The sequence below is a fragment of the Streptomyces sp. NPDC057445 genome, assembly GCF_042802855.1.
Classification (GTDB): domain Bacteria; phylum Actinomycetota; class Actinomycetes; order Streptomycetales; family Streptomycetaceae; genus Streptomyces.
This window is the reverse complement of sequence record NZ_JBHVDH010000008.1, coordinates 215,800-230,945: the sequence shown is the minus strand read 5'-3', so window position 1 is coordinate 230,945 and position 15,146 is coordinate 215,800. Positions and strand designations below refer to the sequence as shown.

General features: G+C 70.0%; 13 protein-coding genes. 8 read left to right on the top strand and 5 right to left on the bottom strand.

All coding sequences use genetic code 11. The annotated features are described in order from the left end of the window. Positions 1-19: 19 nt before the first annotated feature. From argB to ACFU5O_RS19860, 3 genes are read left to right on the top strand one after another with little or no spacing between them, the layout of a single operon-like run. Positions 20-925 (top strand): acetylglutamate kinase, encoded by a 906-nt coding sequence (gene argB, locus ACFU5O_RS19870; protein ID WP_384242114.1) that lies wholly within the window; start codon positions 20-22, stop codon positions 923-925. 8 nt (positions 926-933) lie between these two features. After that, on the top strand, positions 934-2,136 hold the full coding sequence (locus ACFU5O_RS19865; protein ID WP_384242272.1) for an acetylornithine transaminase: 1,203 nt from the start codon (positions 934-936) through the stop codon (positions 2,134-2,136). A 7-nt stretch (positions 2,137-2,143) separates the two neighbouring features. After that, positions 2,144-2,683: an arginine repressor gene (locus ACFU5O_RS19860; protein ID WP_384242112.1), complete on the top strand. Its 540-nt coding sequence runs from the start codon at positions 2,144-2,146 to the stop codon at positions 2,681-2,683. 217 nt (positions 2,684-2,900) lie between these two features. Here the strand turns inward: ACFU5O_RS19860 and ACFU5O_RS19855 are convergent, their stop codons facing one another. The 4 genes from ACFU5O_RS19855 to ACFU5O_RS19840 all read right to left on the bottom strand — a co-directional run bounded on the left by ACFU5O_RS19855 (position 2,901) and on the right by ACFU5O_RS19840 (position 6,885). Then, the gene (locus ACFU5O_RS19855; RefSeq protein ID WP_384242110.1) at positions 2,901-3,707 is read right to left on the bottom strand and encodes an FAD:protein FMN transferase; all 807 of its coding nucleotides are present in this window, start codon (positions 3,705-3,707) and stop codon (positions 2,901-2,903) included. Further along, positions 3,707-4,567 carry an FMN-binding protein gene (locus ACFU5O_RS19850; protein ID WP_384242269.1) on the bottom strand — a complete coding sequence of 287 codons (861 nt, stop codon included), beginning with the start codon at positions 4,565-4,567 and terminating at the stop codon, positions 3,707-3,709. Before ACFU5O_RS19850 ends, ACFU5O_RS19855 begins: the two co-directional genes overlap by 1 nt. Before the next feature lie 38 nt (positions 4,568-4,605). Next, positions 4,606-5,973 carry a ferric reductase-like transmembrane domain-containing protein gene (locus ACFU5O_RS19845; protein ID WP_384242267.1) on the bottom strand — a complete coding sequence of 456 codons (1,368 nt, stop codon included), beginning with the start codon at positions 5,971-5,973 and terminating at the stop codon, positions 4,606-4,608. Between the two features lie 321 nt (positions 5,974-6,294). Beyond that, positions 6,295-6,885 carry a pyridoxamine 5'-phosphate oxidase family protein gene (locus ACFU5O_RS19840; RefSeq protein ID WP_384242109.1) on the bottom strand — a complete coding sequence of 197 codons (591 nt, stop codon included), beginning with the start codon at positions 6,883-6,885 and terminating at the stop codon, positions 6,295-6,297. Positions 6,886-7,064: 179 nt separating this feature from the next. Between ACFU5O_RS19840 and ACFU5O_RS19835 the strand changes: the two genes are divergently transcribed. From ACFU5O_RS19835 to ACFU5O_RS19825, 3 genes are all read left to right on the top strand, one after another. After that, a complete protein-coding gene (locus tag ACFU5O_RS19835; protein WP_384242106.1) occupies positions 7,065-8,258 on the top strand; it encodes an argininosuccinate synthase in 1,194 nt (397 codons plus the stop codon). Positions 8,259-8,350: 92 nt separating this feature from the next. After that, complete coding sequence (gene argH, locus ACFU5O_RS19830) at positions 8,351-9,778, top strand: argininosuccinate lyase (protein WP_384242104.1); 1,428 nt, start codon at positions 8,351-8,353, stop codon at positions 9,776-9,778. 219 nt (positions 9,779-9,997) lie between these two features. After that, on the top strand, positions 9,998-12,217 hold the full coding sequence (locus tag ACFU5O_RS19825) for an NADP-dependent isocitrate dehydrogenase (protein WP_384242102.1): 2,220 nt from the start codon (positions 9,998-10,000) through the stop codon (positions 12,215-12,217). Positions 12,218-12,374: 157 nt separating this feature from the next. Here the strand turns inward: ACFU5O_RS19825 and ACFU5O_RS19820 are convergent, their stop codons facing one another. After that, entirely contained in the window at positions 12,375-12,881 is a 507-nt protein-coding gene (locus ACFU5O_RS19820; protein WP_384242100.1) for an HAD domain-containing protein, read from the bottom strand. An 85-nt stretch (positions 12,882-12,966) separates the two neighbouring features. On the opposite strand from ACFU5O_RS19820, the gene ACFU5O_RS19815 reads away from it, so the two are divergent. Together ACFU5O_RS19815 and ACFU5O_RS19810 are read left to right on the top strand one after the other, a co-directional pair. Beyond that, positions 12,967-13,518, top strand: coding sequence for a TetR/AcrR family transcriptional regulator (locus ACFU5O_RS19815; RefSeq protein WP_384242099.1), 552 nt, complete (start codon positions 12,967-12,969; stop codon positions 13,516-13,518). Beyond that, positions 13,515-15,062, top strand: a complete 1,548-nt coding sequence (locus ACFU5O_RS19810) for an MFS transporter (RefSeq protein ID WP_384242097.1) — start codon at positions 13,515-13,517, stop codon at positions 15,060-15,062. Before ACFU5O_RS19815 ends, ACFU5O_RS19810 begins: the two co-directional genes overlap by 4 nt. The last annotated feature ends 84 nt before the right edge of the window (positions 15,063-15,146 follow it).

Here is a 15,146-nt window from a genome sequence, read left to right as displayed (position 1 = left end):
ATCCAGGGACAAGGGACAGATGAGCACTCGAAAGCACACTGCACTTCCCAAGGCGCAGATCTTGATCGAGGCGCTGCCGTGGCTCACCCGCCACCACGGCAAGACGGTCGTGATCAAGTTCGGCGGAAACGCCATGGTCGACGAGGACCTGAAGGCCGCCTTCGCCCAGGACGTCGTCTTCCTTCGGCAGGCCGGCATCAAGCCCGTCGTCGTGCACGGCGGCGGCCCGCAGATCAGCGCCCAGCTCGACAGGCACGGACTGGTCAGCGAGTTCAAGGCCGGCCTGCGCGTGACGACCCCCGAAGCGATGGACGTCGTGCGGATGGTGCTCGCCGGACAGGTCCAGCGCGAGCTGGTCGGCCTGCTCAACCAGCACGGTCCGCTGGCCGTCGGGCTCACCGGCGAGGACGCCCACACCATCACCGCGACCAAGCACCGGCCCACCATCGACGGAGAGCTCGTCGACATCGGCAGGGTCGGCGAGATCACCGCGATCGACACCGGCGCCATCAAGGCGCTGCTGGACGACGGCCGTATCCCGGTCGTCTCCTCCATCGCACGCTCCGCCGACGACGGCCACGTCTACAACGTCAACGCCGACACCGCGGCGGCCGCGCTCGCCGCGGCACTCGGCGCCGAGACCCTGATGGTGCTCACGGACGTCGAGGGCCTCTACGAGGACTGGCCCAGCAGCGACGAGGTGATCAGCCGCCTCACCGCGCGTGAACTGGAGAAGCTCCTGCCCGAGCTCTCCAGCGGCATGGTCCCCAAGATGGAGGGCTGTCTGTACGCCGTGCGCAACGGCGTCAACACGGCCCGGGTCATCGACGGGCGGGTGCAGCACTCCATCCTGCTGGAGATCTTCACCGACGAGGGCATCGGCACGATGGTCGTGCCCGACGGGACCGAAGGGGGAGCCAAGTGACCAAGGACGTGAGCAACCAGGCACTGTCGCAGCGCTGGCAGGGCTCGATGATGGACAACTACGGCACGCCGCGGCTGTCGTTGGTCCGCGGTGAGGGCGCGAGGGTCTGGGACGCCGACGGCACCCCGTACCTCGACTTCGTCGGCGGCATCGCCGTGAACGCGCTCGGCCACGCCCACCCGGCGGTCGTCGAGGCCGTGTCCCGGCAGATCGCCTCCCTCGGCCATGTCTCCAATCTGTACGTCGCCGAGCCGCCGGTGGCCCTCGCCGAGCGGCTGCTCCAGCTGTTCGGGCGCCCCGGCCGGGTCCTGTTCTGCAACTCCGGCGCCGAGGCGAACGAAGCCGCCTTCAAGCTGGGCCGGCTGACCGGCCGTTCGCACATGGTCGCCACGGACGGCGGCTTCCACGGGCGGACCATGGGCGCGCTCGCGCTCACCGGCCAGCCGAACAAGCAGCAGCCGTTCCTCCCGCTGCCCGGCGATGTCACACATGTCCCGTACGGTGACGCCGACGCACTGCGGGCGGCCGTCACGACCGACACCGCGCTGGTGATCATCGAGCCGGTCCAGGGCGAGAACGGCGTGGTCGTCCCGCCCGCCGGATATCTCAAAGCCGCACGTGAGATCACCCGGGCCACCGGCACCCTGCTCGTCCTCGACGAGGTGCAGACCGGCATCGGACGGACCGGCCACTGGTTCGAGCACCAGGCCCACGGTGTGGAGCCGGACATCGTCACCCTGGCCAAGGGCCTCGGCGGCGGCCTGCCCCTCGGCGCGGCCGTGGCGTTCGGAGCCGCGGCCGACCTCTTCCGGCCCGGGCAGCACGGCACGACGTTCGGGGGCAACCCCGTCGCCTGCGCGGCGGGACTCGCCGTACTGAAGACCCTCGAAGGAACGCTCGACGAGGTGAAGCGGCTCGGCGAGCGCCTCAGGGACGGAATCGAGAATCCTGTCGGGAGTCAAAGGCACCCTCTCGTCTCCCATGTCCGCGGCGCGGGGCTGCTGCTGGGTATCGTGCTCAACGAGCCCCTCGCGCCCCAGGCGCAGCAAGCAGCTCAGGATGCCGGCCTCCTGGTCAACGCGCCCGCCCCCGACGTCGTAAGGATCATGCCGCCGCTGATCATCGGCGACGCGGAGGTGGACGAATTCCTCCAGGCGCTTCCCGGCATCCTCGACGGGGCGCAGCACGGGGACGGACGATCCGGAGAATGAGACGACGATGACCGAGGCGACGCAGCACACCGAGAACGGCGGGCCGGCCGTGCCGCAGACCCGCACGGCCCGCCACCGCCGGATCGTGGACATTCTCAACCGGCAGCCGGTGCGCTCGCAGAGCCAGCTGGCGAAGCTCCTCGCCGACGACGGGCTGAGCGTCACCCAGGCGACGCTCTCCCGGGACCTCGACGAGCTGGGTGCGGTGAAGATCCGCAACACCGGGGGCGAACTCATCTACGCCGTGCCCAGCGAGGGCGGATTCCGCACCCCTCAGGCGCCGCTCGGCGAGTCTGCGAAGGAGGAGCGGATGCGCCGGCTCTCCGGGGAACTGCTGATCTCCGCGGAGGCCTCGGCCAACCTCGTGGTGCTGCGTACGCCGCCGGGCGCGGCCCAGTTCCTCGCCTCGGCCATCGACCAGGCAGAACTGAACGCGATCCTCGGCACGATCGCCGGCGACGACACGCTGCTGCTCATCTCCCGCGACCCGGCGGGCGGTCAGGCGCTGGCCGACCATCTGCTGCGGCTGGCGCAGAAGGAACGCTGAGTTCTTCAACGCTGACGTGGACCGGCGGCGGGCGGGCGTCGACCGGAAACCGTCGCGGACCGGCGGGCGGGCGTCGACCGGAACCGTCGCGGACCGGCGGGCGGACGTCGACCGGAAACCGTCGCGGGCTGGCGGGCGGACGTCGACCGGAAACCGTCGCGGGCCCGGCCTCCGGGCGGGCCGGCCCCCCGACCGGCCCGGCCACCCCGACCGGCTGTCAGGCGGCCCTGCCCTCCGGCCGGTGGGGAGTCTTCGCCAGATGGCGGGCGAATCCACTGGTCTGCCAGGTACTGCCGTCCATGGTGACGGCGAAGCCCTCCGTGTCGGGCAGCTCCTCCAGCCACTCACGGGCCCCGGCGCCCATGGCGTACGCGGCTGTCGCCCGGGCATCGGCCTGGGTCAGACCCGGGGCCACGACGGTCATGGAGGCAAAGCCCTCGGCAGGGGGAGCACCGGTGTGCGGGTCGACGATGTGGCAGCCCCGTTCGGCCGGGCCCGATGTGGCGACGGCGAGGCGCTCGTCCGCAGCGACCACCGCGACCAGCCCGCCGGGGTGCAGCGGATCGGAGATGCCGACCCGCCACGGGCCGCCGTGCAACTGGATGTCGCCCCCGCCGCCCAGACAGACGGCCGCGGCTCCGGAGGAGGCGAGCATGCTCACCGCGCGCTCCACCGCCCAGCCCTTGACCAGACCGGTGGGGTCGAGCCCGCCGTCGTAGCGGGCGGTGAACCAGCCCTCGCTCAGACGCTCCTCCTCCTCGCAGCACTCGAACACCTCCGTCACGTCGGCGGCGCAGTCCCCCAGAGCGAGTTCTCCTCTGGCGAGCCTGCTGATCTGGCTGTCCTGGCGGTAGGTGGAGAAGACCTCGTCCGTGCGGTGCAGGAAGGCCACCGCAGCGGCGAGCCCGGCGCGCACGCGCTCACCGTGATCGTCGACGTCACCGTCGGTGGCCAACCGGATGTCGAACGAGAACACCGTGCCCATCGAGTGCTCGACATGACGCAGACGCGTCTCGTCCGTCATCACAGGCCGGCCTTGTCGATGGCGCTCTGCAGGGACTTGATGTAGCCGCCGCTGGTGAATGTGGCGCCGGAGACGGCGTCGATCTCTGCGCTCTGTGCGGCGACGGCTGCTTGGTTGAGGCGGGGTACGGCGTTGGCGGCGATCTTGCGGCTGTTGGGATCGCTGCTGGGGGCCTTGACCGCCTCGGCGGCGGTGATCTTGCCACCGCTCATCGTGATCCTGACCTGGACGTCGCCGTACTGAGTGCTCGCCACGTCCCCGAGTACCGTGGTGGGTGCCCCGGAGCCCGGCCCCTGGTCCGACCCCTCGGTGCCGGCGGTGGCCGCCGCATCCGAGCCGGAGCCCGGGCCCGAGCCGGAGCCGCCCGTCGCGGCGCCTGCTCCAGGCGCGGAGCCCGATGCGGCTCCTGCCCCGGCGTCGGCCCCTCCACCACCCGCGCCCCCGGCCTTGTCGATGGCGCTCTGCAGGGACTTGATGTAGCCGCCGCTGGTGAATGTGGCGCCGGAGACGGCGTCGATCTCTGCGCTCTGTGCGGCGACGGCTGCTTGGTTGAGGCGGGGTACGGCGTTGGCGGCGATCTTGCGGCTGTTGGGATCGCTGCTGGGGGCCTTGACCGCCTCGGCGGCGGTGATCCTGCCACCGCTCATCGTGATCCTGACCTGCACGGGCCCGTACTGGGTGTCGGCCTCGTCCCCGAGCACCGTCTGCCCGCCGGCGGGTTCGACCCCGCCGCCCGCGGACGCCGAGGCGGCCGGCGGCACGGCGCCACCGGCCTGCGCCGCCCCCGCCACCGACGTGCCCGGCTGCTTCATCGCGAGGAGCAGGACGACGGCCGACGTGGTGCCGGCGACGCCGATCATGATCCGGCGCAGTGGGTGTTTCCTCTTCACGGACAGCCTCACATCTCGAAGGACTCGTGATGGATACGGCGGGACGGCACTCCCGCCGCGCGCAGTGCGTTGTACGACTCCTCGGCGAGCCCGGGCGGTCCGCAGAGGTAGACGTCGTGCTGATCGATGTCCGGCAGTACTTCCTTGAGGCGCTCGGTCGTGATCTCCGGACGTGCTCCGTCCGGCCCGTTCACGGCGTACATCAGCTTCGCCTCCCGCCTCTGGGCGATCTGCTGCAGCTCGCTCCAGAGCGCGAGGTCCTCCGTCGTACCGGCCCGGTAGAGCAGGGACAGGTCCCCGGGACCGCCGGGAAGCGTCTCGAACAGCGCCCGCAGCGGGGTGATACCGGCGCCGCCGGCGATCAGCAGCACCTTGTTCCGGCTGCGCCGGGCGGCGGTCATCGCTCCGTACGGCCCCTCCGCCCAGACCCGCGTGCCGGGCTCCAGCCGGGAGAGCGCCGTGCTGTGCTCACCCACGGCCTTCACGGTGATACGCAGCAGATCGGGGCGGGGCGGAGCGGAGAGGGAGTACGGATTGGAGCTCCAGCGCAGGCCCCTGGCGAGGAAGCGCCAGCGGAAGAAGTGACCCGCCTCGGCGCCGAGCCGGTGCAGCCGCCGCCCGGTGATCAGCACGGAAACCACGCCGGGAGCCTCGTCCACGACCGACTCCACCCGCATCCGGTGCCAGAGGTTGAGCCGCACGGGCGCCAGGATCCGGTACCAGAGGAGCAGCGCGCCGACCGCGGCGTACAGCGCGTACCACACGGTGCGGGCGGTCGGACTGGCCACGAACTCGGCGCCGGTGGCCAGTTGGTGCCAGAAGGTCAGATACACGGCGGCGTAGGTCAGGAGATGCAGGTAGTACCAGGTCTCGTAGCGCATGCGGCGGCGCACGGCCCCGGCAGAGACGAAGCCGACCACCAGCAGCAGCGCGGTGCCGACCGCCGCCTCGACCATTTCGGGGAAGTCGACGACGACGGTGACGGTCTGTTCGACGAGACCGGTACGGGCCTGAACGGCATAGCCCCAGACGGTCAGTACGACGTGGGCGACGACAAGACTGATCGCGTACCGCCCGCTCATCGCGTGCCAGCGGGTCGCCCGGTCGGAACCCACACGCCGTTCCAGCGCCGGGACACGCGCCATCTGCAGCACGACGAGGGCGATCATGTAACCACCGAGCAGGCCCGTGATCCGGCCCGCTCCGATCAGCCACTCGGCGGTGTCCATGTGGACCACCGCCGTGTTCTCCCACCACAGCCACAGGACGGCCATCGCGCCCGCCCAGGCCACCACCAGCAGCACCGTCGCCGGATTACGGCGCGGCCGGATCGCGCGCATGGTCTGGCGCCTTGCGGCCCGACCGCTCTGAATCATCGCCACGGCTGCTCCTAGCCTGCTCCCTGTCGCTCACGTGAATACGGAGCCGGGGGCCGGGAAGTTCAATGCGCGGGACGCCTGTGTCAACTATCTGCGCGGGGCGTTCGCGGGCACCGGTGACACGGCGTCGGCCGGTGCGGGCCGGCAGTCGCAGCGGCGAGCCCGCAGCACATCAACGGCCTGGGTCGTCGGCCGTGGCGCCCGGTCCGCAGGGCAGCGGACGGGTCCGCGGTGCTCCAGGGCGGTGAGGCACGCATGGGTCGCGTTGCTGCTCCTGCGTCGCGCGGGGCGCTGACGAACCCTCGAGGCCGGGATGCGTCAGGAGGGCTGATCCGGGCGGGCGGGCAGCGGAAGCGGCAGCGCCGGCAGCCCGTCCAGGCTCACTCCGACATGGGGTTTCTTCTCGCAGTACGCCGCGAACTCCTCGTCCGTCCTGCGGCCGAAGTGCTCCGCGTGCTGCGTACGCTCCTCGCGGTAGTCCATGAACGGTACGGCGAAACCGCAGGCGTCGCTGATCCGCCGGGCGCGCACCACGACGACCGCACGCGCCGCGGCCCCGTCGGCCCCCTCGAAGTACGGGATGTACTCCGCCCACCGCGCATCGTCGCGGAAGACCGCCTCCCCCTGACCGTGCACCCGAAGCACCTTCGGCGGACCCGTGAACGCACACCACATCAGGGTGATGCGCCCGTTCTCCCGGACATGGGCGATGGTCTCCGCACCGCTGCCGCCGAAGTCCAGATAGGCCAGGGTCAGTTCGTCGATGACGGCGAGGGTGCCCTTGCGGCCCTTCGGGGAGAGGTTGACATGACCGTCAGCCGCCAGCGGTGCGGTGGCGGTGAAGAAGACGGGCTGGTCCTCGATGAAGGAGCGGATACGGCCTTCGATGCGTTCGTACGTCTGTCCCATGCGTCGGATTATCGATCGTCGGGGACGTCGGCCGCCGGACCTTTTCAGCCTCCGGTGCCCGGGCGCCACCGCGGCCGCTTCCTGGCGCAGGCACGGAGGAGCCGTATGCGTCCGTTGACAAAACATACGGAGGTCTGCATAGTTATACCCATCACCGAATGCACCGTAAGGAGAAACCCGTGACCGAGCGCGTCGTACTCGCCTACTCGGGCGGTCTGGACACCTCCGTCGCCATCGGCTGGATCGCCGAGGAGACGGGCGCCGAGGTCATCGCCGTTGCCGTGGACGTCGGCCAGGGCGGCGAGGACCTGGACGTCATCCGCAAGCGTGCGCTCGCCTGCGGTGCTGTCGAGGCCGAGGTCGCGGACGCCAAGGACGAGTTCGCCGAGGAGTACTGCCTCCCGGCGATCAAGGCCAACGCCCTCTACATGGACCGCTACCCGCTGGTCTCCGCCCTCTCCCGGCCGACGATCGTCAAGCACCTCGTCGCCGCCGCCAAGAAGCACGACGCCGGCATCGTCGCCCACGGCTGTACCGGCAAGGGCAACGACCAGGTGCGGTTCGAGGCCGGTATCCAGGCCCTCGGTCCCGACCTGAAGTGCATCGCCCCGGTCCGTGACTACGCCATGACCCGCGACAAGGCGATCGCCTTCTGCGAGGAGAAGCAGCTCCCGATCGCGACCACCAAGAAGTCCCCGTACTCCATCGACCAGAACGTCTTCGGACGGGCCGTCGAGACCGGCTTCCTCGAGGACATCTGGAACGCCCCGATCGAGGACATCTACGAGTACACCCAGAACCCGGCCCTCGCCCGCGAGGCCGACGAGGTGGTCATCTCCTTCAAGGAGGGTCTCCCGGTCGCCCTCGACGGCAAGCCCGTCACCGTCCTGCAGGCCATTCAGCAGCTCAACGAGCGCGCCGGCGCCCAGGGCATCGGCCGGATCGACATGGTCGAGGACCGGCTGGTCGGCATCAAGTCCCGTGAGGTGTACGAGGCGCCGGGCGCCATCGCGCTGATCACCGCCCATCAGGAGCTGGAGAACGTCACGGTCGAGCGCGAGCTGGCCCGCTACAAGCGGCAGGTCGAGCAGCGCTGGGGCGAGCTCGTCTACGACGGCCTGTGGTTCTCGCCGCTCAAGCGCGCCCTGGACGGCTTCATCAACGAGGCCAACCAGCACGTCACCGGCGACATCCGGATGACGCTGCACGGCGGCCGCGCCGTGGTCACCGGCCGGAAGTCGGACGAGTCGCTCTACGACTTCAACCTCGCCACGTACGACTCGGGCGACACCTTCGACCAGTCGAAGGCGCAGGGCTTCATCGACATCTTCGGCCTGTCCTCGAAGATCGCCGCCAAGCGCGACCTCGCCTGATCACCTACGCGTACGACGACCGCCTCCCCTCTGTCCGCGGCGGGGAGGCGGTCGCACATCCAACGACTGGCAAGGCTTGAGGAGCAAGAGCTGTGAGCAGCAACAACGGTGACGTCCGGCTCTGGGGCGGCCGGTTCGCCGACGGCCCGGCCGAGGCACTGGCGAAGCTTTCCGCCTCGGTCCACTTCGACTGGCGCCTCGCCCCGTACGACATCGCGGGCTCCCGCGCCCATGCGCGCGTCCTCCACAAGGCGGGCCTGCTGACGGCCGACGAACTGCGGCGGATGCTCGCGGGGCTCGACCAGCTCGAGGCGGACGTCGCCGACGGCAGCTTCGTCGGCACCATCGCCGACGAGGACGTCCACACCGCCCTGGAGCGTGGCCTGCTGGAGCGGCTCGGCCCGGACCTCGGGGGGAAACTGCGCGCCGGCCGGTCCCGCAACGACCAGGTGGCCACGCTCTTCCGGATGTATCTGCGCGACCATGCCCGCATCATCGGCGGGCTGATCGCCGAACTCCAGGACGCCCTCGTCGGTCTCGCAGAGGCCCATCCCGATGTCGCGATGCCGGGTCGTACGCATCTGCAGCACGCGCAGCCGGTCCTCTTCGCCCATCATGTCCTGGCCCATGTCCAGTCCCTTTCCCGGGACGCCGAGCGGCTGCGGCAGTGGGACGAGCGCACGGCCGTCTCCCCGTACGGCTCAGGCGCGCTCGCCGGATCCTCGCTCGGCCTCGACCCGGAGGCGGTGGCGAAGGACCTCGGCTTCGAGCACGGCAGCGTCGCCAACTCCATCGACGGCACGGCCTCGCGCGACTTCGTCGCCGAGTTCGCGTTCATCACCGCGATGATCGGTGTGAACCTTTCCCGGATCGCCGAGGAGGTCATCATCTGGAACACGAAGGAGTTCTCCTTCGTGACCCTCCACGACGCCTTCTCCACCGGCTCGTCGATCATGCCGCAGAAGAAGAACCCGGACATCGCGGAGCTGGCTCGTGGCAAGTCGGGCCGGCTGATCGGCAACCTGACCGGGCTGCTCGCCACGCTGAAGGCGCTGCCGCTCGCGTACAACCGCGATCTGCAGGAGGACAAGGAGCCGGTCTTCGACTCCTGCGACCAGCTGGAGGTGCTGCTGCCCGCCTTCACCGGGATGATGGCCACGCTGACCGTCAACCGCGAGCGGATGGAGGAGCTGGCGCCCGCCGGTTTCTCGCTCGCCACCGATATCGCCGAGTGGCTGGTCAAGCAGGGCGTGCCGTTCCGTGTCGCGCACGAGGTCGCGGGGGAGTGCGTCAAGGAGTGCGAGGCCCACGGCATCGAGCTGGACCAGCTCACCGACGAGCAGTTCGCGAAGATCTCACCGCATCTGACGCCCGAGGTCCGCACGGTCCTGAACGTCCCCGGGGCGCTCGCGTCCCGCAGTGGGCGCGGCGGCACGGCCCCGTCGGCCGTCGCCGTCCAGCTCGCCGAGGTGAAGGCCGACCTGGCCACCCAGCACGCCTGGGCCACCGCCAGGCAGTGACACCCCCGCGGCAGCCCACGGCGACACCGCTCAGGGCTGCCGGACCCCAGCGGAAGCGGAGCGGTCCGGTCCGGCACGAGGCGCCGGACCGGACCGCGTTTGTGATCCACGTCCGTGGTTTGTGATCCTCGTCTGTGGGGGCGGGGCCCTGTCCGGAGGGGGCCCGGCACGAGATATCTTGATGTCGAGCAATGTTGCAGACGTGGAGCGGAGCACCCGGTGAGCGACTCGACCATCATCTACACACACACTGACGAGGCCCCGGCCCTGGCGACTCATTCGTTCTTGCCAGTGGTCCAGGCGTACGCCTCGACCGCCGGGGTCCGTGTGGAGACCCGTGACATCTCTCTGGCCGGGCGGATCATCGCCCTCTTCCCCGAGTACCTCGAGGAGGGACAGCGCATCGACGACGCGCTCGCCGAGCTCGGCGAGCTGGCCAGGACGCCCGGCGCCAACATCATCAAGCTGCCGAACATCTCGGCCTCGATCCCGCAGCTGAAGGCGGCGGTCGCCGAGCTGCAGCAGCAGGGCTACGCGCTGCCGGACTACCCGGACGACCCGAAGACCGACGAGGAGCGCGACATCCGCGCCCGCTACGACAAGGTCAAGGGCAGCGCCGTCAACCCGGTCCTGCGCGAGGGCAACTCCGACCGTCGCGCCCCCGCCTCGGTCAAGAACTACGCCAAGGCGCACCCGCACCGCATGGGCGCGTGGTCGGCCGACTCGAAGACCAATGTCGCGCACATGACGGCCGACGACTTCCGCTCCACGGAGAAGTCCGCGGTCATCGCCGAGGACGGCTCGCTGCGCATCGAGCTCGTCGGTGACGACGGCACCGCCACCGTGCTGCGCGAGTCGGTACCCGTGCTCGCCGACGAGGTCGTGGACGCGTCCGTCATGCGGGTCGCGGTGCTGCGCGAGTTCCTCAGCGAGCAGGTCGCCCGCGCCAAGGCCGAGGACGTGCTGTTCTCGGTGCACCTCAAGGCCACGATGATGAAGGTCTCGGACCCGATCGTCTTCGGTCACGTGGTGCGCGCCTTCTTCCCGAAGACCTTCGCCCGGTACGGCGAGACCTTCGCGGCCGCCGGCCTCACCCCGAACGACGGCCTCGGCGGCATCCTCAAGGGTGTGGAGTCGCTGCCCGAGGGCGCGGCGATCAAGGCGTCCTTCGACGCCGAGCTGGCCGAGGGCCCGGCGCTGGCCATGGTCGACTCCGACCGTGGCATCACCAACCTGCACGTGCCGAGCGACGTCATCGTCGACGCCTCGATGCCCGCCATGATCCGTACCTCCGGCCACATGTGGGGCCCGGACGGGCAGGAGGCCGACACCCTCGCGGTGCTCCCCGACAGCAGCTACGCCGGCATCTACCAGGCCGTCATCGACGACTGCCGGGCGAACGGCGCCTACGACCCGTCCACGATGGGTTCGGTGCCCAACGTCGGTCTGATGGCGCAGAAGGCCGAGGAGTACGGCAGCCACGACAAGACCTTCGAGATCCAGCACACCGGCACGGTGCGGGTGGTCGACGGCGCCGGCAACGTGGTGCTCGAGCAGGCCGTGAGCGCCGGCGACATCTTCCGCATGTGCCAGACCAAGGACGCGCCGATCAAGGACTGGGTCAAGCTCGCCGTCACGCGCGCCCGCGCGACCGGCGACCCGGCCGTGTTCTGGCTGGACGAAGGCCGCGCGCACGACGCCAACCTCATCGCCAAGGTCGGGCAGTACCTGGCCGAGCACGACACCGAGGGTCTGCAGATCGAGATCATGTCGCCGGTCGACGCGATCAAGTTCTCCCTCGAGCGCATCCGCCGCGGCGAGAACACGATCTCGGTCACCGGCAATGTGCTGCGTGACTACCTGACCGACCTGTTCCCGATCCTGGAGCTGGGCACCAGCGCCAAGATGCTCTCGGTCGTCCCGCTGATGAACGGCGGTGGCCTGTTCGAGACCGGTGCGGGCGGCTCCGCCCCCAAGCACGTCCAGCAGCTGGTCAAGGAGAACTACCTGCGCTGGGACAGTCTGGGCGAGTTCCTGGCCCTGGCGGTCAGCTTCGAGCACCTCGCGCAGACCACGGGCAACGCGCGCGCCCAGGTCCTGGCCGACACGCTCGACCGCGCGACCGGCACCTTCCTCAACGAGGACAAGTCACCGAGCCGCAAGCTGGGTGGCATCGACAACCGCGGCAGCCACTTCTACCTGGCGCTCTACTGGGCTCAGGAGCTGGCGAAGCAGACCGACGACGCCGAGCTCGCGAAGGCGTTCGCCCCGCTCGCCCAGACGCTGACCGAGCAGGAGCGGACGATCGTCGACGAGCTGATCGCGGTGCAGGGCTCCCCGGTCGACATCGGCGGCTACTACCAGCCGGACACCGAGAAGGCCTCTGCCGTCATGCGTCCGTCGAAGACGTTCAACCAGGCGCTCGCGACCCTCGGCTGACCCCGAAGGCTGCGGACGTCCGCACCCGTACCGCCCCGGCCGGCATCAGCCCGGCCGGGGCGGTCCCGTCCCACGGCACGGAACGGCACGGAACGGCACGGAACGGCACACACGGCACGGAACGGCACACACGGCACGGAACGGCCCCGGTCCGGCGCTACAGCGCTTCGGCCCAGTCCGCGAGAGCGTCGAAATCAGGCCGGGTCAGCCCGATCCTGTGGTCGACATGCAGCAGCAGGGCGGCCGGCAGGTGCCTCTGCTCCACGAACTCCTTGTCCAGGTGCGTGATCTCGTCGTCGATCCAGGCGAACGGCCTCCCGGCCGCGTATTCGAGCACGTACTGCGTCTTCCAGAACGTCCCGCGCGGCGAGGCCCCGTGCATCGCGGGCCAGTCGATGAACGGCAGCTCGGGCAGCCCGAGATGCGGGCCTATCCACTCGTTCGCCTCGCCCTTCCAGGTCGTCGCCCACACCAGCTCGTACCACTCGGCGAGCGCCAGCAGTTCGTGGCCGTGCCCGTGGTTGAGCCACACCCGCAGCGGTTTCGTGCCGTTCCAGCCACTCGGCTGCATGCGATGGGTCGTATAGCCCTCAGGACGGCGCTCCGGTTTTCCGCCGTACGGATTGAGCGGGCCGTCGATGTCGATCAGTAGCAGCGGCTTCATCGCCTCAGGATCCTCTCCCACCTCTATATGAGGCATCGAAATTTCAGATGAGACATTGACGTCTCATTTGGGGTATGGTTGTCTCATGGCCATGGATCGTGAACAGGTGCTCCGCGCTGCCGCCGCACTGCTCGCACGCAAATCGACCGCGACGATGGACGAGGTCGCACGCGCGGCGGGCATCGGGCGTGCCACCCTGCACCGGCACTTCGCCGGGCGGGACGCCCTGGTCAGGGCGCTCGAAGCGCTGGGCATCCAGGAATTCGAGGCCGCCCTGGACCGCGCCGGGATCGACACGGGCGGCGCGAGTGACGGACTGCGCCGGCTGATCGCCGAGATGGAGCCCGTCGCCCAACTGCTCGCCTTCCTCGTCACCGAGAACCAGCTGTTCGAGGGCGAGCAGATCAACGAGGGCTGGGCCCGGCTCGACGCCCGCGTGTCCGCCCTCTTCCGGCGCGGTCAGGAGCAGGGCGAGTTCCGGATCGACCTCCCGGCCGTATGGCTCACCGAGGCCCTGTACGGACTGCTCGGCAGCTGCGCCTGGGCCGTGATGGACGGCCGGGTCGCCAAGAACGACTTCCAATTCATGATCGCCGAGCTGCTGCTCGGCGGAGCACGACGGAGTGTGGAGAAATGACCACCGGTACGGCCAGGCGCACTAACGGGACGGACGAGACCCTGTACCGCCCCGGGCGCTGGCTTGCGCTCTCGGTGCTGGTGCTGGCCGTTCTGCTGGTGGCCGTGGACGCCACCGTACTGGGCCTCGCGACGCCCTTCCTCAGCGAGGACCTCAAGCCGTCCGGCACCCAGCTGCTGTGGATAGGTGACGTCTACTCGTTCGTCATCGCCGGCCTGCTCGTCTCCATGGGCAGTCTCGGTGACCGGATCGGCCGCAAGAAGCTGCTGCTGAGCGGCGCCGTCGCGTTCGGTGCGGTGTCCGTGTTCAACGCGTACGCCACCACGCCCGAGATGATGATCCTCGCACGGGCTCTGCTCGGCGTCGCCGGTGCCACGCTGATGCCGTCCACGCTCGCCCTGATCCGCAACATCTTCCACGACCCGAAGGAGCGCAGTATCGCCATCGGCATCTGGGGTGCCATGGCGTCGGCCGGCGCGGCCGTAGGCCCCGTCGTCGGCGGATTCCTGCTGGAGCACTTCTGGTGGGGCTCGGTCTTCCTCATCAACCTGCCGGTCATGGCCGTGCTGGTCCTCGTCGGCATCAAGCTGCTGCCCGAGTCCAAGAACCCGGTCGCGGGCCCGTGGGACCTGATCAGCGTCATGCTGTCCCTCATCGGCATGGTCGGTGTCGTGTACGCCGTCAAGGAGGCCGCGAGCCAGGGGCCGGGCTGGGAGGCGGGCGCCGCCGCGATCATCGGTGGGGGCGCGCTCTACGGCTTCGTCCGCAGGCAGCTGTCCCTGCCCGAGCCGCTGCTCGACATGCGGCTGTTCCGGAACCGGGGCTTCTCCGGCGCGGTCCTCGCCGACCTGCTGACCATCCTCGGTCTGTCCGGACTGGTCTTCTTCCTCTCCCAGTTCCTGCAACTGGTCCAGGGCAGGCCGCCGTTCGAGGCCGGTCTCGCCGAGCTCCCCGCGGCGATCGGCGCGGTGGCCACGGGCCTGCTAGCGGGCAGGTTCGCGCGGCGGTTCTCGGTGCGGTCGGTGGTGGCCGGAGGTCTCGCTGCGGTGGGTGTCGCGCTCGCCGTGCTCACCGTGATCGGTCAGTCCACGGGATACCCGCTGCTCGGCGCCGCCCTGCTCGTCGTCGGTATCGGTGCCGGATTCTCCTTCACCGTCACCGCCGACGTGATCCTCTCGAGTGTGCCCAAGGAGCAGGCCGGTGCCGCCTCCGCGGTCTCCGAGACGGCGTACGAACTCGGCGCGGCGCTGGGCATCGCGCTGCTCGGCTCCATCGTCACCGGTGTCTACCGGGACTTCGCGACACCGGCCGGGGTGCCCTCGGACGTGGCCTCAGCGGCGCACGAGTCGCTGGGCGGAGCCTTCGAGGCAGCGGCCGTGCTGCCGCAGCACCAAGGTGCGGCGCTGATAGGCGCCGCCCAGGAGGCGTTCGTCGACGGGCTGAGGTTCGCGTCGGGCGTCGGTGCTGTGGTGCTGCTTGCCACGGCGGTCGCCGCATGGTTCCTGCTGCGCGGCCAGAAGCTTGCCGACGGCATCGAGCACTGACATCCGCCGTCCTGACCCGTTGCCCCGGCGTGACGCGGCCCCCGGCGCATTCGCGCACGGGGGCCGCATCGGGTTACGGGGGCC